Annotated in this window: 29 protein-coding genes and 2 tRNA genes; 19 read left to right on the forward strand and 12 right to left on the reverse strand. The window is 65.0% G+C overall.

Annotated elements, in window-relative coordinates:
- Nucleotides 1-11 precede the first annotated feature (11 nt).
- The 4 genes from AC5FRW_RS09040 to AC5FRW_RS09055 all read left to right on the forward strand — a co-directional run bounded on the left by AC5FRW_RS09040 (nucleotide 12) and on the right by AC5FRW_RS09055 (nucleotide 1724).
- Nucleotides 12-84, forward strand: a tRNA-Asp gene (locus AC5FRW_RS09040).
- Between the two features lie 43 nt (nucleotides 85-127).
- Nucleotides 128-200: transfer RNA gene (locus tag AC5FRW_RS09045), tRNA-Asp, on the forward strand.
- A gap of 425 nt (nucleotides 201-625) precedes the next feature.
- Nucleotides 626-1279: a hypothetical protein gene (locus AC5FRW_RS09050; protein WP_493568115.1), complete on the forward strand. Its 654-nt coding sequence runs from the start codon at nucleotides 626-628 to the stop codon at nucleotides 1277-1279.
- A gap of 136 nt (nucleotides 1280-1415) precedes the next feature.
- The gene (locus AC5FRW_RS09055; protein ID WP_493568116.1) at nucleotides 1416-1724 is read left to right on the forward strand and encodes a winged helix-turn-helix transcriptional regulator; all 309 of its coding nucleotides are present in this window, start codon (nucleotides 1416-1418) and stop codon (nucleotides 1722-1724) included.
- An 18-nt stretch (nucleotides 1725-1742) separates the two neighbouring features.
- On the opposite strand, the gene AC5FRW_RS09060 is transcribed toward AC5FRW_RS09055, so the two are convergent.
- Nucleotides 1743-2849, reverse strand: a complete 1107-nt coding sequence (locus AC5FRW_RS09060) for an aminotransferase class V-fold PLP-dependent enzyme (RefSeq protein WP_493568117.1) — start codon at nucleotides 2847-2849, stop codon at nucleotides 1743-1745.
- Between the two features lie 197 nt (nucleotides 2850-3046).
- Between AC5FRW_RS09060 and AC5FRW_RS09065 the strand changes: the two genes are divergently transcribed.
- The 5 genes from AC5FRW_RS09065 (at nucleotide 3047) to AC5FRW_RS09085 (ending at nucleotide 6856) form a co-directional block, all read left to right on the forward strand.
- On the forward strand, nucleotides 3047-3433 hold the full coding sequence (locus AC5FRW_RS09065; protein WP_493568118.1) for a fluoride efflux transporter FluC: 387 nt from the start codon (nucleotides 3047-3049) through the stop codon (nucleotides 3431-3433).
- Nucleotides 3433-3789: a fluoride efflux transporter CrcB gene (crcB, locus tag AC5FRW_RS09070; RefSeq protein WP_493568119.1), complete on the forward strand. Its 357-nt coding sequence runs from the start codon at nucleotides 3433-3435 to the stop codon at nucleotides 3787-3789. The genes AC5FRW_RS09065 and crcB overlap by 1 nt, the downstream gene beginning before the upstream one ends.
- A gap of 151 nt (nucleotides 3790-3940) precedes the next feature.
- Complete coding sequence (locus tag AC5FRW_RS09075; protein WP_493568120.1) at nucleotides 3941-4957, forward strand: hypothetical protein; 1017 nt, start codon at nucleotides 3941-3943, stop codon at nucleotides 4955-4957.
- Nucleotides 4958-5015: 58 nt separating this feature from the next.
- On the forward strand, nucleotides 5016-5465 hold the full coding sequence (locus AC5FRW_RS09080; RefSeq protein ID WP_493568121.1) for a DUF7382 domain-containing protein: 450 nt from the start codon (nucleotides 5016-5018) through the stop codon (nucleotides 5463-5465).
- Nucleotides 5466-5674: 209 nt separating this feature from the next.
- Nucleotides 5675-6856, forward strand: a complete 1182-nt coding sequence (locus AC5FRW_RS09085) for a tubulin/FtsZ family protein (RefSeq protein ID WP_493568122.1) — start codon at nucleotides 5675-5677, stop codon at nucleotides 6854-6856.
- A gap of 195 nt (nucleotides 6857-7051) precedes the next feature.
- On the opposite strand, the gene AC5FRW_RS09090 is transcribed toward AC5FRW_RS09085, so the two are convergent.
- Nucleotides 7052-7789: a protein-L-isoaspartate O-methyltransferase family protein gene (locus AC5FRW_RS09090; RefSeq protein WP_493568123.1), complete on the reverse strand. Its 738-nt coding sequence runs from the start codon at nucleotides 7787-7789 to the stop codon at nucleotides 7052-7054.
- A gap of 104 nt (nucleotides 7790-7893) precedes the next feature.
- Between AC5FRW_RS09090 and AC5FRW_RS09095 the strand changes: the two genes are divergently transcribed.
- Nucleotides 7894-8397 carry a hypothetical protein gene (locus AC5FRW_RS09095; protein ID WP_493568124.1) on the forward strand — a complete coding sequence of 168 codons (504 nt, stop codon included), beginning with the start codon at nucleotides 7894-7896 and terminating at the stop codon, nucleotides 8395-8397.
- A gap of 37 nt (nucleotides 8398-8434) precedes the next feature.
- Here AC5FRW_RS09095 and AC5FRW_RS09100 read toward each other — a convergent pair whose 3' ends face one another.
- Together AC5FRW_RS09100 and AC5FRW_RS09105 are read right to left on the reverse strand one after the other, a co-directional pair.
- Nucleotides 8435-9091 carry an HVO_0476 family zinc finger protein gene (locus tag AC5FRW_RS09100; RefSeq protein WP_493568125.1) on the reverse strand — a complete coding sequence of 219 codons (657 nt, stop codon included), beginning with the start codon at nucleotides 9089-9091 and terminating at the stop codon, nucleotides 8435-8437.
- 65 nt (nucleotides 9092-9156) lie between these two features.
- On the reverse strand, nucleotides 9157-10107 hold the full coding sequence (locus tag AC5FRW_RS09105) for an aminopeptidase (RefSeq protein ID WP_493568126.1): 951 nt from the start codon (nucleotides 10105-10107) through the stop codon (nucleotides 9157-9159).
- A 321-nt stretch (nucleotides 10108-10428) separates the two neighbouring features.
- Here AC5FRW_RS09105 and AC5FRW_RS09110 point away from each other — a divergent pair, with 321 nt between their 5' ends.
- On the forward strand, nucleotides 10429-11511 hold the full coding sequence (locus AC5FRW_RS09110; RefSeq protein WP_493568127.1) for a type II glyceraldehyde-3-phosphate dehydrogenase: 1083 nt from the start codon (nucleotides 10429-10431) through the stop codon (nucleotides 11509-11511).
- Between the two features lie 162 nt (nucleotides 11512-11673).
- A complete protein-coding gene (locus AC5FRW_RS09115) occupies nucleotides 11674-12204 on the forward strand; it encodes a hypothetical protein (RefSeq protein WP_493568128.1) in 531 nt (176 codons plus the stop codon).
- A 4-nt stretch (nucleotides 12205-12208) separates the two neighbouring features.
- Here AC5FRW_RS09115 and AC5FRW_RS09120 read toward each other — a convergent pair whose 3' ends face one another.
- Nucleotides 12209-12697, reverse strand: coding sequence for a metallophosphoesterase (locus AC5FRW_RS09120; RefSeq protein WP_493568129.1), 489 nt, complete (start codon nucleotides 12695-12697; stop codon nucleotides 12209-12211).
- 157 nt (nucleotides 12698-12854) lie between these two features.
- On the opposite strand from AC5FRW_RS09120, the gene AC5FRW_RS09125 reads away from it, so the two are divergent.
- Nucleotides 12855-13043 (forward strand): hypothetical protein, encoded by a 189-nt coding sequence (locus tag AC5FRW_RS09125; protein ID WP_493568130.1) that lies wholly within the window; start codon nucleotides 12855-12857, stop codon nucleotides 13041-13043.
- Between the two features lie 69 nt (nucleotides 13044-13112).
- Here the strand turns inward: AC5FRW_RS09125 and AC5FRW_RS09130 are convergent, their stop codons facing one another.
- Together AC5FRW_RS09130 and AC5FRW_RS09135 are read right to left on the reverse strand one after the other, a co-directional pair.
- Entirely contained in the window at nucleotides 13113-14387 is a 1275-nt protein-coding gene (locus tag AC5FRW_RS09130; protein ID WP_493568131.1) for a phosphoglycerate kinase, read from the reverse strand.
- A 63-nt stretch (nucleotides 14388-14450) separates the two neighbouring features.
- Nucleotides 14451-15293 carry a DUF8054 domain-containing protein gene (locus AC5FRW_RS09135; RefSeq protein WP_493568132.1) on the reverse strand — a complete coding sequence of 281 codons (843 nt, stop codon included), beginning with the start codon at nucleotides 15291-15293 and terminating at the stop codon, nucleotides 14451-14453.
- 107 nt (nucleotides 15294-15400) lie between these two features.
- On the opposite strand from AC5FRW_RS09135, the gene AC5FRW_RS09140 reads away from it, so the two are divergent.
- Entirely contained in the window at nucleotides 15401-15724 is a 324-nt protein-coding gene (locus tag AC5FRW_RS09140) for a hypothetical protein (RefSeq protein ID WP_493568133.1), read from the forward strand.
- Here the strand turns inward: AC5FRW_RS09140 and AC5FRW_RS09145 are convergent.
- Nucleotides 15709-16269: a hypothetical protein gene (locus AC5FRW_RS09145; RefSeq protein ID WP_493568134.1), complete on the reverse strand. Its 561-nt coding sequence runs from the start codon at nucleotides 16267-16269 to the stop codon at nucleotides 15709-15711. The genes AC5FRW_RS09140 and AC5FRW_RS09145 overlap by 16 nt on opposite strands.
- A gap of 103 nt (nucleotides 16270-16372) precedes the next feature.
- Between AC5FRW_RS09145 and AC5FRW_RS09150 the strand changes: the two genes are divergently transcribed.
- Together AC5FRW_RS09150 and AC5FRW_RS09155 are read left to right on the forward strand one after the other, a co-directional pair.
- The gene (locus AC5FRW_RS09150) at nucleotides 16373-16849 is read left to right on the forward strand and encodes a pyridoxamine 5'-phosphate oxidase family protein (protein WP_493568135.1); all 477 of its coding nucleotides are present in this window, start codon (nucleotides 16373-16375) and stop codon (nucleotides 16847-16849) included.
- Nucleotides 16850-16933: 84 nt separating this feature from the next.
- Nucleotides 16934-17227, forward strand: coding sequence for a hypothetical protein (locus AC5FRW_RS09155; RefSeq protein ID WP_493568136.1), 294 nt, complete (start codon nucleotides 16934-16936; stop codon nucleotides 17225-17227).
- Between the two features lie 74 nt (nucleotides 17228-17301).
- Here the strand turns inward: AC5FRW_RS09155 and AC5FRW_RS09160 are convergent, their stop codons facing one another.
- From AC5FRW_RS09160 to AC5FRW_RS09175, 4 genes are all read right to left on the reverse strand, one after another.
- Nucleotides 17302-18696, reverse strand: a complete 1395-nt coding sequence (locus AC5FRW_RS09160) for a PAS domain-containing protein (RefSeq protein ID WP_493568137.1) — start codon at nucleotides 18694-18696, stop codon at nucleotides 17302-17304.
- A 156-nt stretch (nucleotides 18697-18852) separates the two neighbouring features.
- Entirely contained in the window at nucleotides 18853-19239 is a 387-nt protein-coding gene (locus AC5FRW_RS09165; RefSeq protein ID WP_493568138.1) for an SHOCT domain-containing protein, read from the reverse strand.
- A gap of 97 nt (nucleotides 19240-19336) precedes the next feature.
- On the reverse strand, nucleotides 19337-20206 hold the full coding sequence (locus tag AC5FRW_RS09170; RefSeq protein WP_493568139.1) for an SDR family oxidoreductase: 870 nt from the start codon (nucleotides 20204-20206) through the stop codon (nucleotides 19337-19339).
- A gap of 4 nt (nucleotides 20207-20210) precedes the next feature.
- Nucleotides 20211-20621 carry a DUF6069 family protein gene (locus tag AC5FRW_RS09175; protein ID WP_493568140.1) on the reverse strand — a complete coding sequence of 137 codons (411 nt, stop codon included), beginning with the start codon at nucleotides 20619-20621 and terminating at the stop codon, nucleotides 20211-20213.
- A 244-nt stretch (nucleotides 20622-20865) separates the two neighbouring features.
- Here AC5FRW_RS09175 and AC5FRW_RS09180 point away from each other — a divergent pair, with 244 nt between their 5' ends.
- From AC5FRW_RS09180 to AC5FRW_RS09190, 3 genes are all read left to right on the forward strand, one after another.
- Nucleotides 20866-21276, forward strand: a complete 411-nt coding sequence (locus AC5FRW_RS09180) for a winged helix-turn-helix transcriptional regulator (protein WP_493568141.1) — start codon at nucleotides 20866-20868, stop codon at nucleotides 21274-21276.
- Nucleotides 21277-21362: 86 nt separating this feature from the next.
- A complete protein-coding gene (locus AC5FRW_RS09185) occupies nucleotides 21363-22397 on the forward strand; it encodes an ABC transporter ATP-binding protein (RefSeq protein ID WP_493568142.1) in 1035 nt (344 codons plus the stop codon).
- Nucleotides 22394-23284: an ABC transporter permease gene (locus tag AC5FRW_RS09190; RefSeq protein WP_493568143.1), complete on the forward strand. Its 891-nt coding sequence runs from the start codon at nucleotides 22394-22396 to the stop codon at nucleotides 23282-23284. Before AC5FRW_RS09185 ends, AC5FRW_RS09190 begins: the two co-directional genes overlap by 4 nt.
- The last annotated feature ends 33 nt before the right edge of the window (nucleotides 23285-23317 follow it).

A 23317-nucleotide genomic window follows, 5' to 3' on the forward strand; every position in this document is an offset into this window, starting at 1 on the left:
AGATGCGACGTGCCCGGATGGTGTAGTGGCCCATCATACGACCCTGTCACGGTCGTGACGCGGGTTCAAATCCCGCTCCGGGCGCTTCTGCTGGAAACATACTGCTGAACAAACGCGAATGCGACGTGCCCGGATGGTGTAGTGGCCCATCATACGACCCTGTCACGGTCGTGACGCGGGTTCAAATCCCGCTCCGGGCGTACTTTTGCGACGAACAAACTCGTGAGTCTCAAATATGCGACGAAGGGATTTGAACTACGGAACGAGCGAGCGGAGCGAGCGACGTTCAGATGGTTCAAATACCGAAAGACCAGCTCGCTGGTCTTTCGACCTTCGCGCTCGACATGGTCGAGCGTTCACTCCCGCTCCGGGCGTCTTCTACTGCGAACAAATCGTCGAGCAGCGCGTAGCGTCCGCTTGACTCCCCCGTGAGCAGCTGTGACGAGAACGCGAGCATCGAAGCCAGTGGCTCGGGGGTCACAGTGGCATGGAGGGGAAAGCTCCCCTCACCCTGTCATAGGTCCGTCCCACCTCGGGAAACGGACACTCAGGCACTCACACGACGCAAATATATGTTTTGTGGCGCTGGGGAACTGTTTAGTGGCGTCGCACGAATCCCCGCTGTATGGAGGACGTGGACCGTGAGGCGATGCCGCGGGCGATCGTCGAGGAGTTCCTGACCCGCGAGCGTGGGACACGGGCGCTACTGGACGAACTGGAGAAGTTGTCTATCGAGGGGCGGACCGAGGAACTGCACGAGCGGATCCACGCGCTCGCAGAGAGCAACGAGGCGGTGTTCTACACGGTCGCGTTCAGTCTGGCCGACGCCGCCCAGTTTTTCGGCGACGTGGAGGCCCAGCTCGACGTGACGGCGGCCGACCGGCTGCGCGATCTGGCCGAGACCTACCCGACGCTGGCCGAGCCCTTTACGATCGTTCGCACCGAAATCTCCGAAGATCGGCAGAACCCCGTCACCAACGTCAGCTACAGCGTCTCGTATCATCGTGGTATCGAGTCGCCCATCGTCACCTACCGGCCGCTGTCGGGCGACAGAGAGCTGTACGAGTCCCGAGCGACGCCGTCGGAAGTGCTCCAGACGGCTGGCGATCTGGTGGCGGCGACCACGGACGCACTGGACGTGGCGCTGGACAGCGACCACTCGGTCAACACCGAGGAACTGAGCGCGCTGATCGACCGGCGTGAGAAACTGGAGTCCGAACTCTCACGGCTGCGCGACGATCTGGACGAACTTCGGCGCACGCCTGTCAACGACGAGTGATACGGCTCACTGTACCCGTTTTCTGGATCGACCGCACATCGTCGCGCGGTCGATCCGAGAACGATCTGTAAGAATCCGTATGCGTCCCACACCGGTTGCGTTTATGTGCTCCCGGCCAGTAGCTGTTGTCGACTCTATGGGACTGGACCGACTGGCCGATCAGGTCGAGAAAGAACGCCGAGACCTCCGGATTCTCGAAGCCGTCATGGCGCACGGGCCGATCGGGATCGTCCGGCTATCCGAGGAGACCGACGTACCCGAGCACAAGGTTCGCTACTCGCTGCGGATGCTCGAAAACGACGAACTCGTGCAGCCGACCCCGCAGGGTGCGATCCCGGCCGACGACATCGACGAGCGCGTCGCGACGCTCAACGAGGGGCTGGAGCACTTGCTCGAACGGACCGAGGCACTGAAGACGATTTTTGCGACGAACGTCGACGCGTAGACGCGCCGGCCCGGCTCGTCATTCGAGCGCCGCCAGCAACTGATCCACTTCGTCGGCGGTGTTGATGGCGTGGACCGACGCGCGGACGGCGTCGGGGTGAGGCAACGATCGGACGACGATACCCTCGGTAGCGAGTCGCTCGACCGTCGCTTCCGGGTCCGCTGTGTCGAAGGTGACGAGACCGGATTCGTACGCGTCGGGACTCAAGAGTCGGTCGCCAAGGCCTGTCTTCAGTCGGTCGGTCAGGCGTGCGACCCGGGACTGGATCGCGTCGTAACCGATGGACTCGACCGTGTCCATCGCCGTCGCCAGCGCGACGTACGGCGCGGGCGTCGTCGTCCCGACCTCGAAGCGCTGGCCGCCCTGCTTGTACTCGTAGTTCGCAGCGGCGGGGTCCTCGACGCTGCGGTAGCCGATGCGGCGCTGTGCGAGGCGGTCGTGGGCGTCGTCGGCGACGTAAAGGAATCCGCTGCCCCAGATGCCGAGCAGCCACTTGTGGCCGGCGGCGGCGACGAAGTCCGCCCCCCAGTCGTGTACGTCGACTGGATGCTGGCCGACCGACTGGACGGCGTCGACGAGCACTTGCGCGCCGGCGTCGTGGGCGATATCGACGACTTCGGAGACGGGCAGGCGCGTTCCGTGGGTCCAGGCCAGCGAACTCAGCGTGACAAGGCGCGCCCCGTCGACGGCGGCTTTCAGATTGTCGAGATCGAGACGGCCATCCGTCGTCTCGACGACACGTATCTCGATGTCACGCAGGTCGGCGAGCCGTTCCCACGGGAGCGTCCCGGCGGGGTGTTCGAGGTCGGTGCGCACGACCACGTCACCGGGCTGGAAGTCGATCGCGCCCGCGACGAGATTGATCCCGTCGGCGGTGCTGCGAGTGAGTGCGACCTCGTGAGTGGCTGCGCCGATGTGGGCGGCGACGGTCTCGCGGGCCGCCTCTAGCGTGTCCCAGGCGACCGTGTAGGGTCCCTCGTCGACCGGTGCTTCGAAGGCGTGACGTTCGAGAAAGTCGGTCGCGGCCCCGACGACGTGGCGCGGACTCGGGCCGCTCGCGCCCGTGTTGAAGTAGGTACACGATTCCAGCGCGGGCACGTCGGCCCGAAGCTCCTCGATGTCCATAGTCGAGCCGTGGGTCGGGGTCGACTTCAAACACACACCCGAAACGACGGAGTCGGGCCACTCGGCGACCGCCGACGCCGACGTTGCCCGCACGGTGACGTTCACGCGCTTCGGAACGGCTAAACCGGTGGGCGGGAAACGTATCCGACGACCTGCGACGGCCGGCCACTCGGCCGGCAGTCGCCCGGACTCTCGCCATGTCGGAGACGCACCCACTGCTCAGACTCGAAACCGTCGTCCTCGTCGGTCTCGGCGGCTTCGCCGGCTCGAACCTGCGGTACTTCGTCGGCCTGTTTCTGCCCGGACTGGAGGGGACCCTGCTGGTCAACGTCGTCGGGAGCTTCGCGCTCGGTGTCCTGTTCTACGAGGCCATCCACGTCGGCCTGCTCGCAAGCGAGACAAATCTGGCCGCGACGACGGGCTTCCTCTCGTCGTTTACCACCTACAGCACCTTCGCCGTCGAGACCGCCCAGCAGACGCCCCTGCTGGCAGTCGGGAACGTCATCGCGAGCTATGCGCTGGGATTCGCGGGGGTACTCGTCGCCCGCGCGCTCGTCGAGCGTCTCGAACGGGAGGCCGTCTGATGGCTCCGATCGACCCCGCACACCTCGTCGGGACCGGCGGCGCGCTCGGTGCGCTCGCCCGCCACTATCTCGGGCAGGCCGTCGACCGGGAGTCGTTCCCGGTCGGGACGCTCACCGTCAACGTCGTCGGCAGTTTCGTCCTCGGACTCGTCACTTTCCTCGCACCGGCCGAGAGCGTCGTTCTACTGGTCGGCGTGGGCGCGTGTGGCTCCTTCACGACGTTCTCCTCCTTTGCCGTCGACACGGTCAGACTGTGGGACGAGGGCCGCCCCGCCGTCGCTGCCGGGAACACCGTCATAAATCTCGTCGGCGCGCTCGCAGCCATCGGGTTGGCGTGGCTCCTCACGTCGGTGTGACGAGCGAATTCCACCGACAGCGTTGGGGTTTAAATCACTCCCGTGTGGAATGGGAAGAAGAATGAACCGAGCCACTGCACTCCGGTTGGTCGCGTGCGTGATCGTGATAGCTATCTCTGGCTCGGTGACCGCTGCAGTTTCCCCATCGGCAGTGGAGACCTCGTCGAACACGGCGTTCGACGTGTCGATCGAATACGGCGGGGACATCGTCCCACCACAGTCTCCGAACGAGGCACCGGACCGCTACGAGGTTCGGGTCACCGGCGCTGAGACGGTCACGATAACGTCGCCGACGTTGAACCGCTCTCGACTTGCGACGATGTTCGACGGCACGAGGACCGCCACCGGCGTCCGCGTCCCAGTGCCCGAGAACGACGCGCTCACGATGACACTTACGGCCGCGTTCGACTGCCTCCCGGGCACGTACGAACTGCACTTTCGTGGGGTATCAGGCGAGACGGCCACCACGACGCTAGCACTGAGCGAACCAGCGACGTTCGAGACCAATCTTCGTGGACAGGTGCAGACTGTCGCTCGCGGACAAGTGGCTAAAATTCCATTTCAGATCGATGTCTGCTCTGACACGCCTGCGACACTGTCAGTCCGCAGCCCGAACGGCACGCAGTGGAACGTGACACTCGACAGGACCGGCGTCGGGGAGTCTGGCGCGATCCGATTCGCGACAAACGGCACGACACCGCGCTTCACGCAGGCGGTGGGGAATGCGACGATTCGCTTTCGATCACTGACGGGAACCGAGACGACACAACTCCTGATCGGTGAATACGACCTTTCGATGTGGCAACGAGGGTCCCGAACCGATGTCGGCGCTCTAGTGATTCGTCCTCCCGAGGCTGTCCTCACCACCGCAACGACGGTGACGCGAACGAGAACAGCCACCGTCACTGCACCCCCACTGACCCACAGCTCGACGACATCCACCGCGACCGAAGCGACTCCGCGAGTGGCCGACAGTGTGCCACCGACGAAGGCCGAACACACCGCCACTGCGTCTGCGACGACGCGGACGACAGTCCCACAGCCGGCATCGACGGCACCTAACCGAACTGGGACGACTGTAACCACTACCGCGACCGGTGATGGTCCGTGGACCGCCGCTCTTGCCCTCGTCTTGGCGCTCATCATCGGCCACCGACGCGTGCGGTGACGGTCCCGTCGAATTGTGGTCCACGCATTTATGAAGGGTGACGCCACCAGCGGTGTCCATGTTCGAAGCACTGTGGCGCGACGACCGTGCGATCGAAGGACTGCCGATCAGACTCGTCATCGCCCTCGTCGTGGGTGTGGCGAGCCTGAGCGTGATGATGAGCACCATCTCGGGCGTTTCGACGCTGACCGTCAGCGAACTCGATGTCGACCCTTCAGTCGAGGTCGTGGGTCAGTCCTCGACCCAGCTCAATCTCACCGTCGTCGACCCGGAAGGCCAGTCGGTATCGGGTGCGACCGTCGTCGTCAGCGGTGGGACGGCGTCGCTCGACGGCGTGGCGACGGCGACCACCGGTCCCGGTGGGAATGCGACGGTGACGATCGACCCCACACTGGACCCGAATCAGAAGGAGGGGACGGTGACCATCGACGTGAAACCGCCGGCCAGTGGCGGCTACAGCGACCGTCGGGAGAACACCCAGATCCTCGTCGTCCGGGGTCACGAGTAATACTGCCGGCTGTGACAGTATAACCGACGACTGGGATAAGCCGACCGTACACACGCCGTGCCGACCAGCACGCCGACCGTCGCTGGCATCGTGCGTGCGAGCCGTCGGCGAACGAACGAGGCTGTCGCCACCGAATAAGCTGCCGTTATCACCACCCCTCTGACATAAACGGGTTTATAATTATCCGCACGTGGAGCAACCCCCTCCCCATGAACCTCGCTGCTATTGGTTTCGGTAACGCGGGTGGTAAGATCGTGGATCGGTTCGTCGAGTTCGAGGAGGCTTCGGGGCGTTCGCTGACGACCGACGTGCTCGCGGTCAACTCCGCCGAGATCGATCTGGCGAAACTCGACGTGATCCCCCCGGATCGGCGGCTCATCATCGGCCAGACACACGAACGAGTCAAGGGTCGGGGCGTCGGTGCCGATCCCGAACTCGGGGCGACGATCGCACGACGGGACCTCACCGAGATCGAGCGCCAACTCGACGACGTGCCGATCCACGACACGGACGGTTTCCTCGTTGTCGCGGGGCTGGGTGGTGGCACCGGCAGTGGTGGTGCCCCGGCGCTCGCTGAACGACTCTCGCAGATCTACGACGAGCCGATCTACGGGCTGGGGGTGCTCCCGAGCACGGACGAAGGAGGTCGTCCGTCGCTCAACGCCGCCCGGTCGCTCCAGACGTTCGCCGATGCGACTGACAATCTGCTGGTGTTCGACAACGATGCGTGGCGGCAGACGAAGGGGTCGGTGTCGGCGGGCTACGAGCAGACCAACTGGGAGATCGCTCGCCGCTTCGTCACCTTGCTTGCGGCCGGCGAACTCGACGGCTCGCAGGTCTCGGAGTCGGCGATGGACGGCAGTGACATCCGCCGGACGCTCGCACCCGGCGGTCTCAGTACGATCGCGTTCAGCCACGCAGACCTCGAAACCCGGACCCGTGAACAGCAGGGACTGCTGGGACGGTTGCGCTCGAACGGCCAGCACCATCCCGAGGAGGGCGCACTGTCGATGAAGATCCACGGGCTGGTGCGTAAAGCGGTCCAGTCGCGACTCACCTGTCCCGCCGAGATCGACTCGGCCGAGCGGGCGTTGATCGTCGTCTCTGGACCGCCACGCGAGGTTTCACAGAAGGGGCTACAGCGTGCACGCCAGTGGCTCGAACGGGAGACCGGCAGCGTCGAAGTGTTGGCCGGCGACGACCCGCGGACCGACGCCGACGCGGTCTCGGTCGCCGTGCTTCTCTCGAACGTCACCGACGTGCCCCGCGTCGACCAACTACAGGAACAGGCCGTCAGCGCGCAGGAAAACACCGAGCGGCAGGCGGCCGAACGCGACGAGGCCATCGACGACCTGCTCACCGACGACGACAACGAACTCGATCCGCTCTAGCGTGAACTGGTGCTGCCGTGGAAACGGCGCTTCGTGAGCAGGCCCGAACGTCCCGCAGTACGCTCGCTTTCATCCGCCGGGACACAGCTTGCCCAACAGTCAACGAGCCTGGCGGATGAAAGGGCGAGCCGAGGGCTTTCGAAGTCCCGTGATTCCGTTCAACTGCGGTCCCGATAACAGCGTTTCAACATTGTGCTAGTAGTCGTCCCAGTCGATCCACTCTTGCTCCCAGCCAGTCTGCGATTGGGCGGCCTGTCGGGCGCGTTCGCGGTCCTCGCGGTGGGTGCGGTTGCGCTCGACGGTGTCTGCCTGCTCGCCCTCGACGAGCATCGGCTGGAAGGCGACCCCGCCGAGTCGCTGCTGGTGCCCGTCGGCGTCGACGATCGTCAGCGTCTGCTCGCCCGCGCCCATCGGCATGACGAGGTGGCCGTCGTCGGCCAGCTGTCGCGTGAGCGCCCGCGGTGGTTCGATCGCGGCCGCCTCCAGCAGAATCCGGTCGTAGGGGGCGTATTCTGGCAGGCCGTCGATCCCGTCCCGGCGGTCGACCAGCACGCCCTCGTAGCCCGCTGACGCGAGGTTCGAGCGGGCGTCGTAGACGAGTCGTCGGGTGATATCGATCGCCTGAACGTTCTCTGCCCCGACGATCTCGGCGATCACGGCGGCGGTGTAGCCCACGCCGACGCCGACGACGAGTACGTCGTCACCCTCCCGGGGAGCGAGTGCTTCGAGTAGCCGTGCGACGGTGCTGGGCGCGAGGACGCGCGTGCCAAAGCGTTCGAACGCCCGGTCGGAGTAGGCCGCCCGCTCGTCCTCGACGAACGCCTCGCGTGGGACCGTTCGCATCGCCTGTGCGAGGCGACCGGTCTGCAGACAGCCCTTGCTCTCGTGGGCCAGACTGTCGACCATGTCCTCTCGTAGCACCGCCGGCTCCATAGTCGAGATTCTGGCCGGAGCTATTTGAATGGCGCGCCCTGCCGGTGCATGGTGGCCGCCGCCGGACACAAGATTGAGGCTTCCGTCCACCCAACGGCGGGATGATGCAGGGGACACCGGACCCGGTGCTTGGGAGTGAACTGGCGACGCTGGCTGTCGCCATCGCCGTCGGTGGACTCGTCGGCGTGCTCCCGTTCGTCGTCGGCCGTCGACTGTCGCCGCGGCGGTATGCCGCGGTCGGTGGACTGGTGTACGCCATCGGCATGACCGCGCTCTGGGTGATACCACGGATCGGCGTCGAAGGGTTGGGCTGTTCGTTGCCCGCGGATCTGGTGACCTGTGGCCCGCTGGCGCTGGTCGGCGTCGCCGTCCTCGCCGGACAGGCGGCCGTGGCGCTGTACGCCTTCGCAGAGTACGGGTCGGTCGTACCGCTCGGTGTCGCCGTTCTCGTGACGATCCTCCTCGTCTACGCCTTCTTGCGAATCCGTGGCGAGAGCGACCCGATGGCGCTGTACGCGCTCTTTTTCGGCCCGGCGGCGGTCGGCTTCACGGTCATCGTCGGGGTCGGCGAAGCGTTCGTCCGGCGGGCACTGGCCGGGCGCGACTGAGACGATCTGATCGCTTATTGCTGGGAAAACGAGGCGCTTACCAGGCCGACCACGCGGTCGTCGACTCGTCGCGGACGTACAGGCGCTTGATGTCCTTGGCGATGGCGCTGTCGCGGTCCTGATCGTACTGCTCGCGGTCGTAGCCGTGGGCGTCGTCGCGGACGTGAAAGCCCTCGACGGTGAACTCGTTCTCACCGAACTCGTCGGTCGCGCCGACGACGAACTCGTAGTCGCCGGGGACGTTCAGTTTGAAGCTCTCGGTGCTGTCGTGGCGGCCGTCTTTCGGGTGCATCGTCACGTTGACCGCGACGTTGCCGACGGCGCGAGTCCAGATGGTCTCGACGTCTTCGGCCGTCGCCTCGTCGACGCGGCCACCTTCGGCCTTTTCGACGGCGGTGATACGGACCGTCATGAGCGCTTCTTCGGTGTCGAGCAGGAACTCCTCGCCCTTCGCGAGGTCCTCCTCGGCCGGCACGTCGACGGTCGTGGTGAAGGAGTCGCCGTCCTGTGAGACGACGACCCGGCGCTGTACCTCGTCGTCTTCCGGGAGCTGTTCTTTGTGGGTGTGATCGCACTCCGTACAGCGAACCGTCACGTGGCTGCCGGGCGAGAGCACCTCGTGGACGGTCTCGAACGCCGGCGAACACGCCGGGCACGGCAGGGCGATGCGATCGCCCGGTGTGGCGTCTGTCATAGGCCCAGCTATTCGGGCGGGACGTAAATGGTCGTCGTCACGGGTCGCCCACGCTGTTCTCTCGCTCACTCTGCCTGTGGCAGTTCCACTTCCGACCCATCAGCGAAGACCGTCGGTTCCCGTAGAATCCCGTCGAGGTGGATCGGCGCGTGGGTGTCGCCGCCGATGGCGTGGTCGTCGCCGATGGCGATGTGGACGGTGCCGCCGGCCTTCTCGTCGAGGAGGACCGAGCCGACCAGATCGCGGACGGCGACGTTGGTGCCGATGCCCAGTTCGGCGAGGTTGTAGGCCGCATCGCCGGCGGTCTCGGCGGCCGCCTCGATCTGCTCGCGAACGGCGTCGTCGCTGATCTCGGTGACCTGTCCGTTTTCGACTTCGAACCGGAGTCGTTCCCCGTCGAGTTCGCCGTGGGGCATCATCGTTCCGTCGACGACGAAGGTGCCGTTTGCAGTCGTCGGGCTGACGAACACCTCGCCGGCAGGGAGGTTCGACATCTCGCCGGCGTCGTGGACGATGCCGGTGTCGAGTTTCCACTCCCGATCACCTCGTTCGAAGGTGATGTCGGTTCCCTGTGGCGAAGTCACGCGAATCTCGGCGGCGTCCTCGACCTGTGCGAGCACGTCCCGGCAGTGCTGGGCGATGGCGTCGTAGTCGGCGTCGAGTCCCATCAGGAAGACGGCCTCCGTGATGCCCGGGAGCGTCGCGACGCGAGCGCCGGCAGCATTGGCCTCGCTGCGAGCCTCGGTGTGGCTCAGGCTCTTCGTGGTCGGGGCGAGCACCACGTCCGCGCCGGCCATCGCGGCGGCGACCGGTTCGGGCGGTTCCTCGCCGTGCTGATCGCCCGGCGGATACCTGAGAAAGACGGTGTCGTCGGTGATCCCCGTCGCTACGCGGTACAGCGCTTCGCCGATGGCCTTGCGCTTGTCGTCGGTGACGACCGCACACGACTCATCGGGCTGGAGATTCATGCACTGCTCGACGGCAGTCTCGGCTGGCTTGCGGAGCGACGAGTTCATGTCCGCTAGTGACTGCCCGATCTACCTAAAGGTATAGCCGTGTGCCAGCCACCGTATTCAGCGAACGATCGTCAGGCTCACAGACACCGAAGGCCTCGACCCGATCCTTATCGGATATTCTCCGGGGTCGAACAGTGCCGGTGCAGGTCTGACTTCCGAGCCTCGTCCTTTCCGCGCTCCTCCCGACCCCTGCTCTGGATGCCATAGTGACAGCAATAATACAGAAGGAAACAGCGATCGGCAACAGGGTACTCCGAAGCGAGTAATTTTACATCATTATTAATCATAAAGGATTTAACGAACTCCCACGAACCACCGTGTATGCTCCGCGTGGGCATCAACGGCTTTGGCACAATCGGTAAACGTGTCGCCGACGCCGTTCGTGCACAACCCGATATGACGGTTGCGGGCGTCGCCAAACGAACACCGAACTACGAGGCCGAGGTCGCACGTGATCGCGGCTACGCGCTCTTTGCTGCCGAGGACGACACCCCGTTCACCGCGGCGGGTCTCGACATCGCTGGTCACGTTCGCCAGCTAGTCGCCGCAAGCGACGTGATCGTCGACGCCACGCCGGCCGGCGTCGGCGCACAGAACCGCGCGCTCTACGAGGATATGGACACGCCGGCGATCTATCAGGGCGGCGAGGATGCCGACGTGGCACCGGTGAGCTTCAACGCTCGTGCGAACTACGACGATGCGGTCGGTGCCGACGCCGTTCGGGTCGTCTCCTGTAACACGACCGGCCTCTCGCGCGTGCTCGCGCCGCTCGACGAGACCGTCGGCATCGAGAAGGTCCGAGCAACGCTGGTCCGCCGGGGCGGCGACCCCTCACAGACCGGCCGCGGGCCGATCAACGACACGCTTCCGGACCCCGTGTCGATCCCGTCACACCACGCACCGGACGTCCAGACCGTCTTCCCGGACCTCTCGATCGATACGATGGGGATGAAGGTGCCGGCGACGCTGATGCACACCCACGCGCTCAACGTCACGCTCTCGGGGACGCCGACGGCCGCCGACGTGCGGGACCTGCTCGCCGGCGAGGACCGCCTCCTGCTCGTCCCCGAACGGCTCGGCATCGACGGGGCTGGCAAACTCAAGGAGTACACCCGCGACGCCGGTCGCCCACGGGGCGACGTGTGGGAGAACTGTATCTGGAACGAATCGATCAGCGTCGAACCCCTCGACGACGGCCGGAGTGACTGCTACCTCTTCCAGGCGATCCACCAGGAGGCAGACGTGGTGCCCGAGAACGTCGACGCGATCCGGGCGATCACCGACGTGGCCGACCGCGCCGAGAGCGTTCGCCGGACGAACGAGGCGCTGGGCATCGGCCGCGGTCTCGCCGGTCTGGACACGCGACCGACGCCCACGCCGCGGGACGCCGCCAGCGACGACTAGTGCGGCTTTGCCCCCGTTGGCGCGTGTTCACTCTCTCGCTCGGGACTGCCGTGACCACTTCTGGATGACGCGACTTGTCGTTAGCGCGTGCGATCGCTGCGATTTTCATGTTTGAGATTAACTAGCAAAGGTATAACTGCGATTGCACCGTCACAGCAGACGATGGCTCAGTTCGAGGCGTTCGAAGACGGCGTCGAGGTGAAAGGACAGACAGTCCTCGCGTTCATCAACGGCACACCCATGGAACAGACCGCACGGCGGATGCTGGCGGCCAACGGCATCGAGGACCCACAGCCAGACGAGTGGTATACACAGCAAGCCTGGCTCGATGCCTTCGCGGAGGTCGCAGACACCGTTGGTGAGAATACGCTGACCCGGATCGGCCAGAGCATTCCACAGGACGCCGAGTGGCCTCCGGGGGTCGATTCCGTCGTCGGTGGGCTGGAATCGATCAACGAGGCCTATCAGATGAACCATCGTGGGGGAGCGATCGGCTCTTACGACGCCGAAGCGATCGACGAGACGACCGTTCGGATCACCTGCAAGAATCCGTATCCGTGTGCGTTCGACAGAGGGGTAATAAAAGCGACTGCACAGGAGTTCGCGGACACGAGCCTCGTCACCATCGACGAGGTCGGTGACGACTGTCGGAGTTCCGGGGGCACCGAGTGTACGTACACCGTGTCGTGGTGACGGGCTAGAGCTGTGTGAACGTCACGTCGTCCGTCTCTGTGTCGATGACGGCGACGTGTGGGCGCTCGGGCGCGGCGTCGATCGGGACGCCGCCGGGATTGATCCGCACCGTCCCCTCGTGTTCTTCGAGCACCTGTTCGTGCGTGTGGCCGTGACAGACGTAGTCGTAGTTTCCACACTCGACGAGGGCGTCGACGATGGCCCCGCTGGTGCCGTGATAGACCCCGACTTCGACGCCGTCGAAGGTCAGTTCGCCCATCTCGCCGAGGTAGGTGCCGAAGTCGTCGATCTGGGGCTGGAGACCCCACTCGCCGTCGTTGTTGCCCCGCACGGCGTAGAAGTCGAAGTCCGCGTCGAAGTGGGCAACGGAGAACGGCGCGACGAAGTCGCCACAGTGGACGACGGCCTCGACCCCCGCGGACTCGAAACGCTCGACTGCCGTCGCGACGAGTTCGGTGTCGTCGTGTGTGTCGGCGACGATGCCTATCTGCATGGGCGTACCAGCGTCGGCGTGGCAGTTATTCCTACCGGCTCCGTGGACCGACGACCGGCTGTGATGAACGACCGAACCGACAGTTCACTCGCTTTCGAGTATGTCGCTGTCGTAACTCGACACAAGGGATTTGCCGGCGTGCCTCGAACGCCGTAGCATGCGACGTGCTCCCACTGGTCGTGACACACCCCCCGTCGAACAGGACGACAGCGACGCCTCGGAGCGACGGAGCGACTGGCTGGCCCGCCACGCGCGGACGCGGACACCCGCCGACGGTCCCGCCGTCCACGTCGACGACCGCGACGACGACTGGCTCCGTCGTCACGGCCGCACACGTCGTACGTAGCCCAGTCTGGTCACAGCAGCGCCACCATCGATCGTTTTCCGTGCCCGCGAGCCGCCGACAGCGACGGCGCTACTCCTGTGCGAGGACTTCGACGCCGATCAGTTCCGCGCCGGTGAGCGCGCGGATGTACGCGCCGCCGGCGATCGAGACGTGGCCGAAGTCGTCCTCGCTCATGCCGTACATCTCGATGGCCCGGGAGGTGTCGCCGCCACCGACCACGGAGAAGCAGTCGGTCTCGGCGATGGCTTCCAGCACGGTCACGGTACCGACGGAGAAGCGTTCCTCCTCGAAGACGCCCAGCGCGCCCTTGACGAAGACGGCCTCGGAGTCGCCGATTACGTCGGCGTACCCCTCGGCGGTGTCGGTACCAACGTCCATGAACGAGACGGTCTTCTCGTCGATGTCGGCCACGTCCATCTCGGCACGCTCGCCGTCCTCGTCGGCGTAGGCCATGTCCTGCGCGACCGTGATCTGGTCGCGGTTCTCTTCGAAGATCTGCTCGATGAGTTCGTGGTTTTCCTCCCACTGGGAGTCGTAGAGATCGAGGTCGGGATCGAGGTCGAACCCGACGGGTGCGCCGTCGGCCCGCAGGAACAGTTCGCCGGCGATGCCCCCCAGCAGGAAGTCGTCGACCGTGTCCCCGAGGTGGTCCATGACGTTGATCACGTCGGTCGCCTTCGTCCCGCCGACGGCCATCGTCACCTGCCCGTCGAACTCCTTCTCGGCGATGGCGGTGTTGGCCTCGTATTCGGTCTCCATGACCCGGCCGGCGTAGGCCGGCAACACGAGCGGGAAGCCCACGAGCGAAGCGTGCGAGCGGTGGGCCGCCGAGTAGGCGTCGTTGATGTAGGCGTCGAACTTCGGGGCCAGCGTCTGGACGAACTCCGTCTCGGCCTTGACCTCGGGGTCTTCCTCGGGCAGTTCCTCCTCGCACATCCGGGTGTTTTCCAGCAGGAGCACGTCGCCCGATTCGAGGTCGTCGATGGCGGCCAGTGCGTCCTCGCCGAAGGTGTCGGCGACGAAATCCACGTCGTAGCTCGCGGGCTCTGCCCGCTCGCTCGTTCCGTGGTCGCTCTCTCCGCTCGCGCCCACGCGCCCGATGTGCTCTGCGAGGATGTCGGCGTGTTGTTCCAGCGAGACGAACGTGTCCCGGCCGGGTCGACCCTGGTGGGCCATCAGGACCGTCTCGAAGCCGCGATCAGCGAGTTCGCGGACCGTCTTCGCGTGGCGCTCGAAGCGGCGATTGTCCTGTACCACACCGTCTTCGACCGGCGAGTTCAGGTCGAGTCGGACCAGCACACGCTGGCCGTCGTCCAGATCGTCGAGTGTCTCGAATGCAGTCATCGTAGTCGAGCGGTCGCGCGTCGGCGAGAAAAAACTGCGTGGTCCGCCGCGGGCGACGCCGCCCTACCTCGTCAACTTCGCGTTTTCTTGCGTGGGCTCGATCTCCTGCAGTCGATCCCCGCACTCGCCGCAACTGATGGCGATCACCTGGTGGACGCCACAGCAGGACTCGACGGTCTCGGGACTCGACGTGAGGTCGCCATCACACGCGGGACAGCGCTCGACGAACCCGCGCAGCCCGTTCCGAATCGTCCCGCGTTGCTCGACCGGCACGTCTTCCCAGCGGTCGGTCCACTCGTGGCAGGCGGCGTCGATCGCCAGATCGGCTACCAGTGCGGCCTCACTGGGCCACTTGCGGACGCGGCTGTCGATGCTGATCGCGGGGTAGTCGCGGTCCTCGAACGCGACGGCGTCGGGATCGGTGTCGAACAGGCCGGCCAGTGACGCCTGCTCTCTGGTCGCGTCGCGGTGGACGCCACGCTTTCGCTCGTAGACGCTCGCGAACCCCTCGGTCAGGTGCCCCTCGTCGCCGTCGTCGTCGAACACTGCGACACCGGTCTCGGTGAGGAACGTCTCCGGGTCGACGGCGTTGGCGCGGTGGTCCGCGACCTTCTGGAGGGTCTCCCACTCGTCGTCGGTCTCGTGGTCGTCGAAGTACGCCTGGATCGACGCCGGGAGATAGCGCTTGGTCAGCCTCGGCGTGCGGGGGATCAGATACCCGCGAAGGTAGATCGACAGCAGCGAGACGACCAGCAAGACGGCTCCGGCCGGCGGGACGAGGACGGCCACGACACCGCTGACCACGGCCGCGATCACGACGTTGAGGACGGTACAGGGGAGACAGCGGTTCGCGCCGGTGTACTCCGGTCGGCGGAACCGGTCGAGAACGGCTGACGTATCGGCCATACCACCCGTTAGAGTGGGACCGTCAAAACTGGTGTGGCTGGGGTGAGCCGACCGAACGTGGCATCCGACGCCGGCAATTTAAATAACTGACCGACCAACACAGTAGTATGAGTGTCGAAATCGAGGGGTTCGACGGTCTCGCAGAGCAGCTCGATCAGATGCGCGAGAACCTCGAATCGATCGACGGAGAGACTGCGGTCTCGTTTGAGGAACTCTTCACAGCGGAGTTCATGCGGTCGTATACTGACTTCGATTCCATTGACGAATTCTTTGACGCCAGTCCTTGGTCCGTCGAAACCGAAGACGATTTCAAACAAATTCCAGAGGACGAATTCGACGAGTACGTCGATACCAAGACCGGGTTCAATTCCTGGGAAGTGATGCTTACGGCCGCGACTCGCGAGTGGCTGAACCGTCAGTTGTCTGTTTGATTGTCGGAACACTCCTGGGCTGTCGCAGTTGTCGCGCCGGTTTCGGTTTCGGCTGGTGTCGACGTGTCGGCGTCATTCTCGTCCGTCGATGTCTCGATCTGTCGCTCCGTGCTCGCTCGTGTGTCACGGCCCCTCGACTCGGACCGTGGATAGACGTTCAGTGTGCTGATCTCATTGTTCTCTCCCTTTATGACGACATTCGTCGCGGGACCATCGACATCGTTGCTGTCGCCGGCTCTGAAATTGTATACGCCGATCCCAAACGATCCCAGTGTTGCGACTGCGAGGACCGCACGCCCGACGAGCTCGACGATGTTTGTCACGTCGCCGTAGTTCGGTGTCAGCAAGACGATCCGAACGTCGACAAGATAGCTCACGACGAACAGCACCACACCAGTCACCGCGACTGTCACCACAAATCGCATCGAATACCGCCGTGGATCCAACAGCGAACACATCGAATGTAACTCTGATATCAATACTGGCCGGATGGGATATAAACCTCCGAGGTATGTGTGTGCACCTGATCGAACGAGGTTCGACAAGGCGGCTGGATCGTCGCTAGCACTCTGTGGACAGTCGGATGGGCTTTGTCACTATTTTCTCGTCGCCCGGAGCGATATGTACCCGGAGACCGTCGGTGTCGGTATGGACACCATCGAGTACGCTTACACGAGCGGCATGGACGACGATGCGGTCGAGCAGCGCCTTCGGGCCGGCGGAACGGGCGTGCTGGCACTGGCGAAGGACGGCGAGGCCTACGCCATCCCGCTGGCTCATTACTACGAGGACGGCCACCTCTACTTCCGACTCGGCAAGACCGACGACAGTACGAAGTGGGAGTGGATCGATGCGACCGAGCGGGCCACGTACGTCGTCTACGGCACGGAAGCGGCCGCCGACGCCGACGAGATCGAGTCGTGGAGCGTCCACGTCGCCGGGACGGTCCGACGGCTCTCGGCCGAGGAACGCGACCGCTTCGACACGGCCGAGATCAACCGTCAGTTCACGCCGATCCGGGTGTTCGACGAGGCCATCGAGGACGTGGACATCGAGATCGTCGCACTCGAAATCGAGTCGCTCACCGGCCGGTGGACCGACGACGCTGGCCAGTCGGGGCAGTAGCTTCCTGTCTGGATCGACCGGAACACTACAATGGGTCTGTGAGTGTCGACTGCGCTTTTATCAGTGTCGCTCGCACGTGGTCGTATGGAAACGAAGACTGGCGAGTCAGTCGAGACACGCCCCTTGCTGGACGGCCGCCGACTCGGCCGTCGACTGGTCGTCGTCGTACAGTTTGCGGTGTATGGACTCGCAGCCACAGTGGGTTCGCTGTCGATCGTCACCGCGTTTCGGACGTATCTGGCGTCCATCGGCGGTGGGGTCGGCCACCTTGCTCCGTCCCTGCTCGGTGTCGCCGTCGTCCTCGGTGTCGGGTGGATGCTCCTGTTGATCGCACTCTCGGGCGCTGTCGCCTGCGGCGTCGGTCGCGGGCACTCCTGACGGGAGTTTGCACGAACCCGGCGTGCGGGCTTCGTTTCCGAACCGCAACCGCGGCGTTCGCCCGCCGATGGTCGCTACTCGTCGGTGACGACCGGGAACTCGATGGCGAAGACGGCCCCGTCGAGATCCGGCGATCCGCCCGCAACGGGGCCGTCTTCGATCCAGATCCGACCGTCACAGCTCGAAACGAGCCGCTGGACGAGGTACAGGCCGATCCCCGTGCCATCGCTCTCCAGCCCTTTCTCGCCCTTGCCAAACACCGTCCGCTTGCGCTCGTCGGAGATGCCCGGACCGTTGTCCACGACGCGGACGACGACCTGCTCTGTGTCGGCGTTCCCGACGACCCGGACTTCGGGAACCTCGCTGTCGTTGTGCTGGATAGCGTTTTTCAGGAGGTTTCTGAACACCGAGTCGAGCATGTCGTTACACAGCACGGACACCTGCGGGATCGAGGCCGTCGTGACGACGGCGTCCGGGTACGTCGATCGGACCTCCTCGACGGCCCGTTCGATCGCATCCCCGAGTGTGACCGGGACAGGCTCTGTCGTCTGCGTGAGGAACACCTCCGAGATGTCGCGGGCCGTCGTCGTCAGATCGACCGCGTGTTCGGTGCTGCCGACGATCTTCTCTGCGTACTCGCGGTGTTCTCCCTCCAGTGCGTCCGCGAGTGCGTCGGCGTAGGCGAGCACGATGTGGAGGTCGTTTCTGATGTCGTGGCGCAACACCTGATTGAGAACGTCGAGGTTGTCGCGCTCGTCTTTGAGTCGCTGTTCGCGTTCTTTCCGTTCGGTGATGTCCCGTGAGTGGATCGACAGGCCGTCGTCGTCGGCGAACACCCGGAGTTCGAGCCAGTAGTCGAACGGTTCGGGGACGTACTGCTCGAACTCCGCTGGCTCGCCCGTCGCCATGACTTCCCGATACCGGCGTTCGAGGTCCTCGGGGATGTCGTCGCCGAACGTCTCCCAGAGGGTCGTGCCGACGACTTCCGCCGGTTCGATCCCGGTGCGTTCTGCCATCCGCTCGTTCCAGAAGGTGATCCGCCAGTCCTCGTCGACCGTGTACACCGCATCGGTCGTTCGGTCGAGGAGTCGATACTGGTCCGACATCTCTCTGGCCGCGAACATCGCGCCCTCGATGTCGCCGTGCTCGTCCCGAAGTGGTTCGGCCGCCGCTCGATAACGACGCTGTCCCCGCGGTTTCATGAACGTGAACTCGCGTTCGACGCGTGATTCCGTCTCGATGGCCTCGCGTTTGAGGTCCATCGTCGGCCCTGCCATCTCCTCGTCGAACAGTTCGGCGTCGGTCTTGCCGAGAATCTCCGACTCCGGTGGCGTCTCACCGTCGTTGTGGACCCACGTGTGTTTGCGGTCTCGATCGACGTACGCGCCGTTGATCTGGCCGGTATCGAGGACCAGTTCGAGGAACTGTTTCGTTCGAGCGAGTTCGTGTTCGAGGTCGCTGTTTCCCATCGTCTTCCATCCAGTGACGGGCGTCGGCCCGGTCGAACAGACAGTGCGTGTCGGTCTCGGTTGGCCGAACCCGGTCGTTGGTTGTACACTGGCGAGTGGGGGTATAAATTCACGGTCGGCGCTCGCTCGGAACCGCAGTTTACGGGCGACCTGTGATCAGTTGGACCCGTCGGCTTCGAGTCGCTCGCGTCGCTCTTCGTACTCCGCCTCGGTCAGATCCCCGCGGGCGTACGCCCGGCGCAGTTCCTGTATCGCCGGGTCGGTGTCCTCGGTGCCGGTGAGATGCCTGTACGCGAGGAAGGCGATACCGACGACTGCCGCGAGGGCGACGAGGCGCACGGTCAGTCCGACGAGGACCCACCAGCCGACAGCGCCGCCGTTCATGCCACTTCCCCACATCCACCCGTCGCCCATCATGGGGCTGTGACTGCTCATCGGGCCGCCGCCCATCATACTGCCGCCGACGAACAGGAGGGGGACGGCGAGTAGGAGTCCGAGGAGAACGAGCACGAGCGTCGACGTAGACGTGGATTGTGTCGCCATGTGTCTCACCAGTTCCGTAGACCGGAACGTATCTGATCCTACGCATCCCTCGTTCAATGCAATTATCATTTAGAATCCAATCAAATCGGCGTTCAAACTATGGGTTCCTGGCCGGTGTGGCGAACTGATCCGCGTAGTCCTCGACGTGCGCACGGACGGTGCGGGGCGGACGACCGAGCAGTCGTGAGACATCGTCGGTAACTCGGTCGGCGAGACCGAGGCGTGCCGTCGTGTAGATGGCGACCATCAGCAGGACGTAGCGAAGCGGTTCGCCACGCGAGTCCATCCGTCGGACGAACGCCGGAATCGACGGATCGGCGTACGTGATCGTCCGGTCCAGCACGTCGGCAAACACCGTCGCGACCTCGTCGTAGGTGAGCGCCGCCGGTCCGGTGAGATCGTAGGCCGCGTTCTCGTGGCCCGATTCGCCGAGGACGACCGCGCCGACTGCGCCCACATCGCGTGCGTCGACGAAGCTGGTCGCGCCCGATCCCGCCGGAACGAATATCTCGCCGTACTCCCGCACGTCTCGACCGTGGACTTCGTGGAGGTTCTGGGCGAAGAAGGAGGCCCGAAGGAAGGTGTAGTCGACACCTGCGTTGGCGACGTGGTTCTCGATCCGGTGATGGGGGATGAGGGGGTTCTTCTCTGCGCCCAGTGTCGAGAGATACGCGATCTGTGCGACGCCGACGCGGGCCGCGGCGTCGACGAACGCGGTCAGATCGCTGACGGCGACGCCCGGCGGTCGAACGAGGAAGACGCCGTCGACGCCGTCGAGTGCCCGCCCCCACGTTTCGGGTCGAGCGAAGTCGAAGTCGACGGCTTCGACATCGTCGCCGAACCGCTCACGGGCCGTGTCCGGGTGACGGCTGGCGGCGCGTACCGTCACCATCACGGGATCGAGTTCGGCGACGACGTGGCGGCCGACGGTGCCTGTCGCTGCCGTCACCAGGATCGTGCCAGCCATCGTCTCACCGCTCTCCCGCGGGCAATAGTCGGACTGCGACGCCGGCGACGACGACGTGCATCGCCATCAGGACGACGACGCCGAGGGGCGTCGCGGCCGGGTCGACGACGAGCAGGCCGAGGTCGGGGAGCAGGGAGAGAGCGAGGACGACCGCAGCGACGCGGCGGAAGGTTCGGGCCGGTTCGCTCGCCCGGCGACGGAGCAGTGCGTAGACGGCCGTGGCGCCGACGACGCCGAGCACCGAGAGCACGACGACCGGCGGGACCGAGAGCGCGCGGAGATCGGGCGCGACGGCGAACGCGTCCGCGGCGAGGACGAGCGCGACGTTTGCGAGGACCGATGCGACGGCGGCAACCCCGGCGCGGACCGGAAGCCCGGGTGACAGGCTGGGCTGCGGTGTCGTCTCCGTGCTCATGACAGTCCGTTCGGGTGCCGGCGTAATAGACTGTCAACTTCGCACCCGCGAGCGAGCGCCTGCTCGACGAGTGGACGGCCGGTGCGACCGGTGGCATCGAAGACGGTGATTTGCATAGCTCTCGATACGGCAGCCCGGCGCATAAGCTTGTAACTTCGAAGCTTCGAAGTATTAGGCGATAGAGATACGCTCGATCGAAGCTATGGGAAGACAAGTATTTCCGTGCTGGTTCACAACGAGGGCTATGACCGACCGACCGGAGTACCCGGACCTGAGCGCCGGTCTCTCCCGAGAGGAGGCGCGGGCGCTTGCAGACTCCTTCGACGGCGCGGAACGCGACCGGATCGAAACGACTGTCTCGGACCTGCTGGACCTGCTTGGCAAGGCCCACACGATGGCGGTCCTCTCTGAGTTCGCCTTCGCGACCGAGCCACTGCGTTTTAGCGACATCGAGGACAGCATCGACATCGCACCGAACACGCTGTCGGCACGCCTCTCGGACCTGACCGCGGCCGGCCTGCTCGACCGCACCGCCTACGACGAGATTCCCCCTCGCGTCGAGTATACGCCCACGGAGAAAGCCGAGGCGCTGTTCCCGGTGTTCGCGCACCTGCACCACTGGGCCATCGAATACGAACTTTCCGGCGACGAGTGACCGACCTTGCCGAAACTTCGAATACTGTAGTGACGACGCTACTTCGAAGTTGCAAGTATATGACTACAGCGGCCAAAGTAAGGTCCATGCCACGACCGCAGTCAGCGCCGCACCGCGAGGACGGCCACGACCCCGACGCTGTCGACCGCCCGGCGGCGATCGACGTGTCGGGGCTGGAACTGACCTACAGCGACGGCACCGAGGCCGTCCGCGGCGTCGACATGACCGTTCCCGAGGGGGAGTTTTTCGGCTTTCTCGGTCCCAACGGTGCGGGCAAGACGACGACGATCAAGGTCTTTGCGACGCTGCTGTCGCCCACCGGTGGGTCGGTGACGGTCAACGGCTTCGACGTGACGGCCGACCCGCGAAAAGTGCGCGAATCGATCGGCTACATGGCACAGGAGACCAGCGTCGACCCCGAACTCACGGCCAGAGAGAACATCCGCTTTGCCTGCGAGGCCTACGGCGTCCCGAAGGACAAACGTGCCGACCGGGTCGACGAACTACTCGAACTGGTCGAACTGGCCGACGTGGCCGACAAGGAGGCCGAGGAGTTCTCCGGCGGGATGCGAAAACGCCTCGACGCGGCGACGGCGCTGGTCCACCGCCCGCCGCTCGTCTTCCTCGACGAGCCGACGACCGGGCTGGACCCGAAGGCCAGAAATCGACTCTGGGAGTACTTCCGGCGCATCAACGACGAGGGGACGACCATCTTCCTCACCACCCAGTACCTCGAAGAGGCCGACCAGCTCTGTGATCGGCTGGCAGTGATCCTGGACGGCGAGATCGTCGCCGAAGGCAGTCCCGCGGATCTGAAACGCGAGGTCGGCGGCGAGGTGCTGGACGTGGACATCGAGGACGGCGACGAAGCACGACGGCGGGCCGCCGAGATCGCCGCGTCGTTCGACGCGTTCGGCGAGGCAGCGATGGTCACCGAGACCGAGGCGGGGATCAGCGTCACCGCACCCACGGCCCGCCAGCACGGGACGGACCTGCTAGTGGCGCTGCGTGACGCCGGCGTGACCGTCACCGGCTTCAACGTCCACGCGCCGACCCTCGACGACGTGTTCCTCGCGATCACGGGCGAGGAACTCGACGACGAACTGGAGGCCCAATCGTGAGTACGCCGACCGGCGACGACGCTGCCGAGACCAGCAGCGACCGAACGGTCGACCGGACGAAAAACACCTTCCTCGGCGACGTGTGGGTCAACTTCAAGCGCTGGAATCTCAAGGCCGTCCGAAACCCGTTCGTGCTGATCGTCTCGCTCGTCCAGCCGATCATCTTCCTCGTCCTGTTCACCGAGGTGTTCGGTAACGTCGCCGGCCGCGCCGTCGCGCAGGGCCTGCCCGGCGTCGGCTACGAGACCTATCTGGTGCCAGCCATCGCGATTCAGGTGTCGCTGGCGGCGGCGGTCACCTCCGGCATCGGACTGGTCAACGACATCGAGAACGGCATGTTCGAGAAGGTGCTCGTCTCGCCGATGAACCGCACCGCCGTCTTCGTCGGCAAGACCGCCGCGGAGGTGTTTCGCATCGCCGTGCAGGTGTCGATCATCCTCGGGCTTGGCGTCCTGCTGGGTGCGGAGATCGAGTCCGGCGTGGTCGGCGCGGCGGGTATCGTTGCCGTCGGAATCCTCTTTTCGCTGTGGTTCGTCGCGCTGTCGAACTCGCTTGCGATCCTCACCCGGGATCAGGAGTCGACGATCATCGGCGCGAACCTCCTGCAGTTCCCCTTGCTCTTCCTGTCGAGCGCCTTCCTCCCCTTGTCGACACTACCCGGGTGGATTCAGACGTTCGCGAGGCTCAATCCAGTCACCTACGGCGTCGACGCCGCCCGGTCGCTGATGCTCGATCAGGACGTGATGACCGTCATCGAGATGTCGACGTTCGGCGGGACGCTCGACGGTGTCGTCCCCGGCGTGGCCGTGCTCGCCGGGCTGGATCTGGTGCTTGGAGCGGTCGCCGTCTTCCTCCTCGCTCGCGCGTCGAGTTCTGACGTACAGTAGCGAGGGCGCGACTGATGGGAGCGGCCTCGGAAA

The organism is Halomicrobium sp. HArcht3-1, assembly GCF_058933345.1.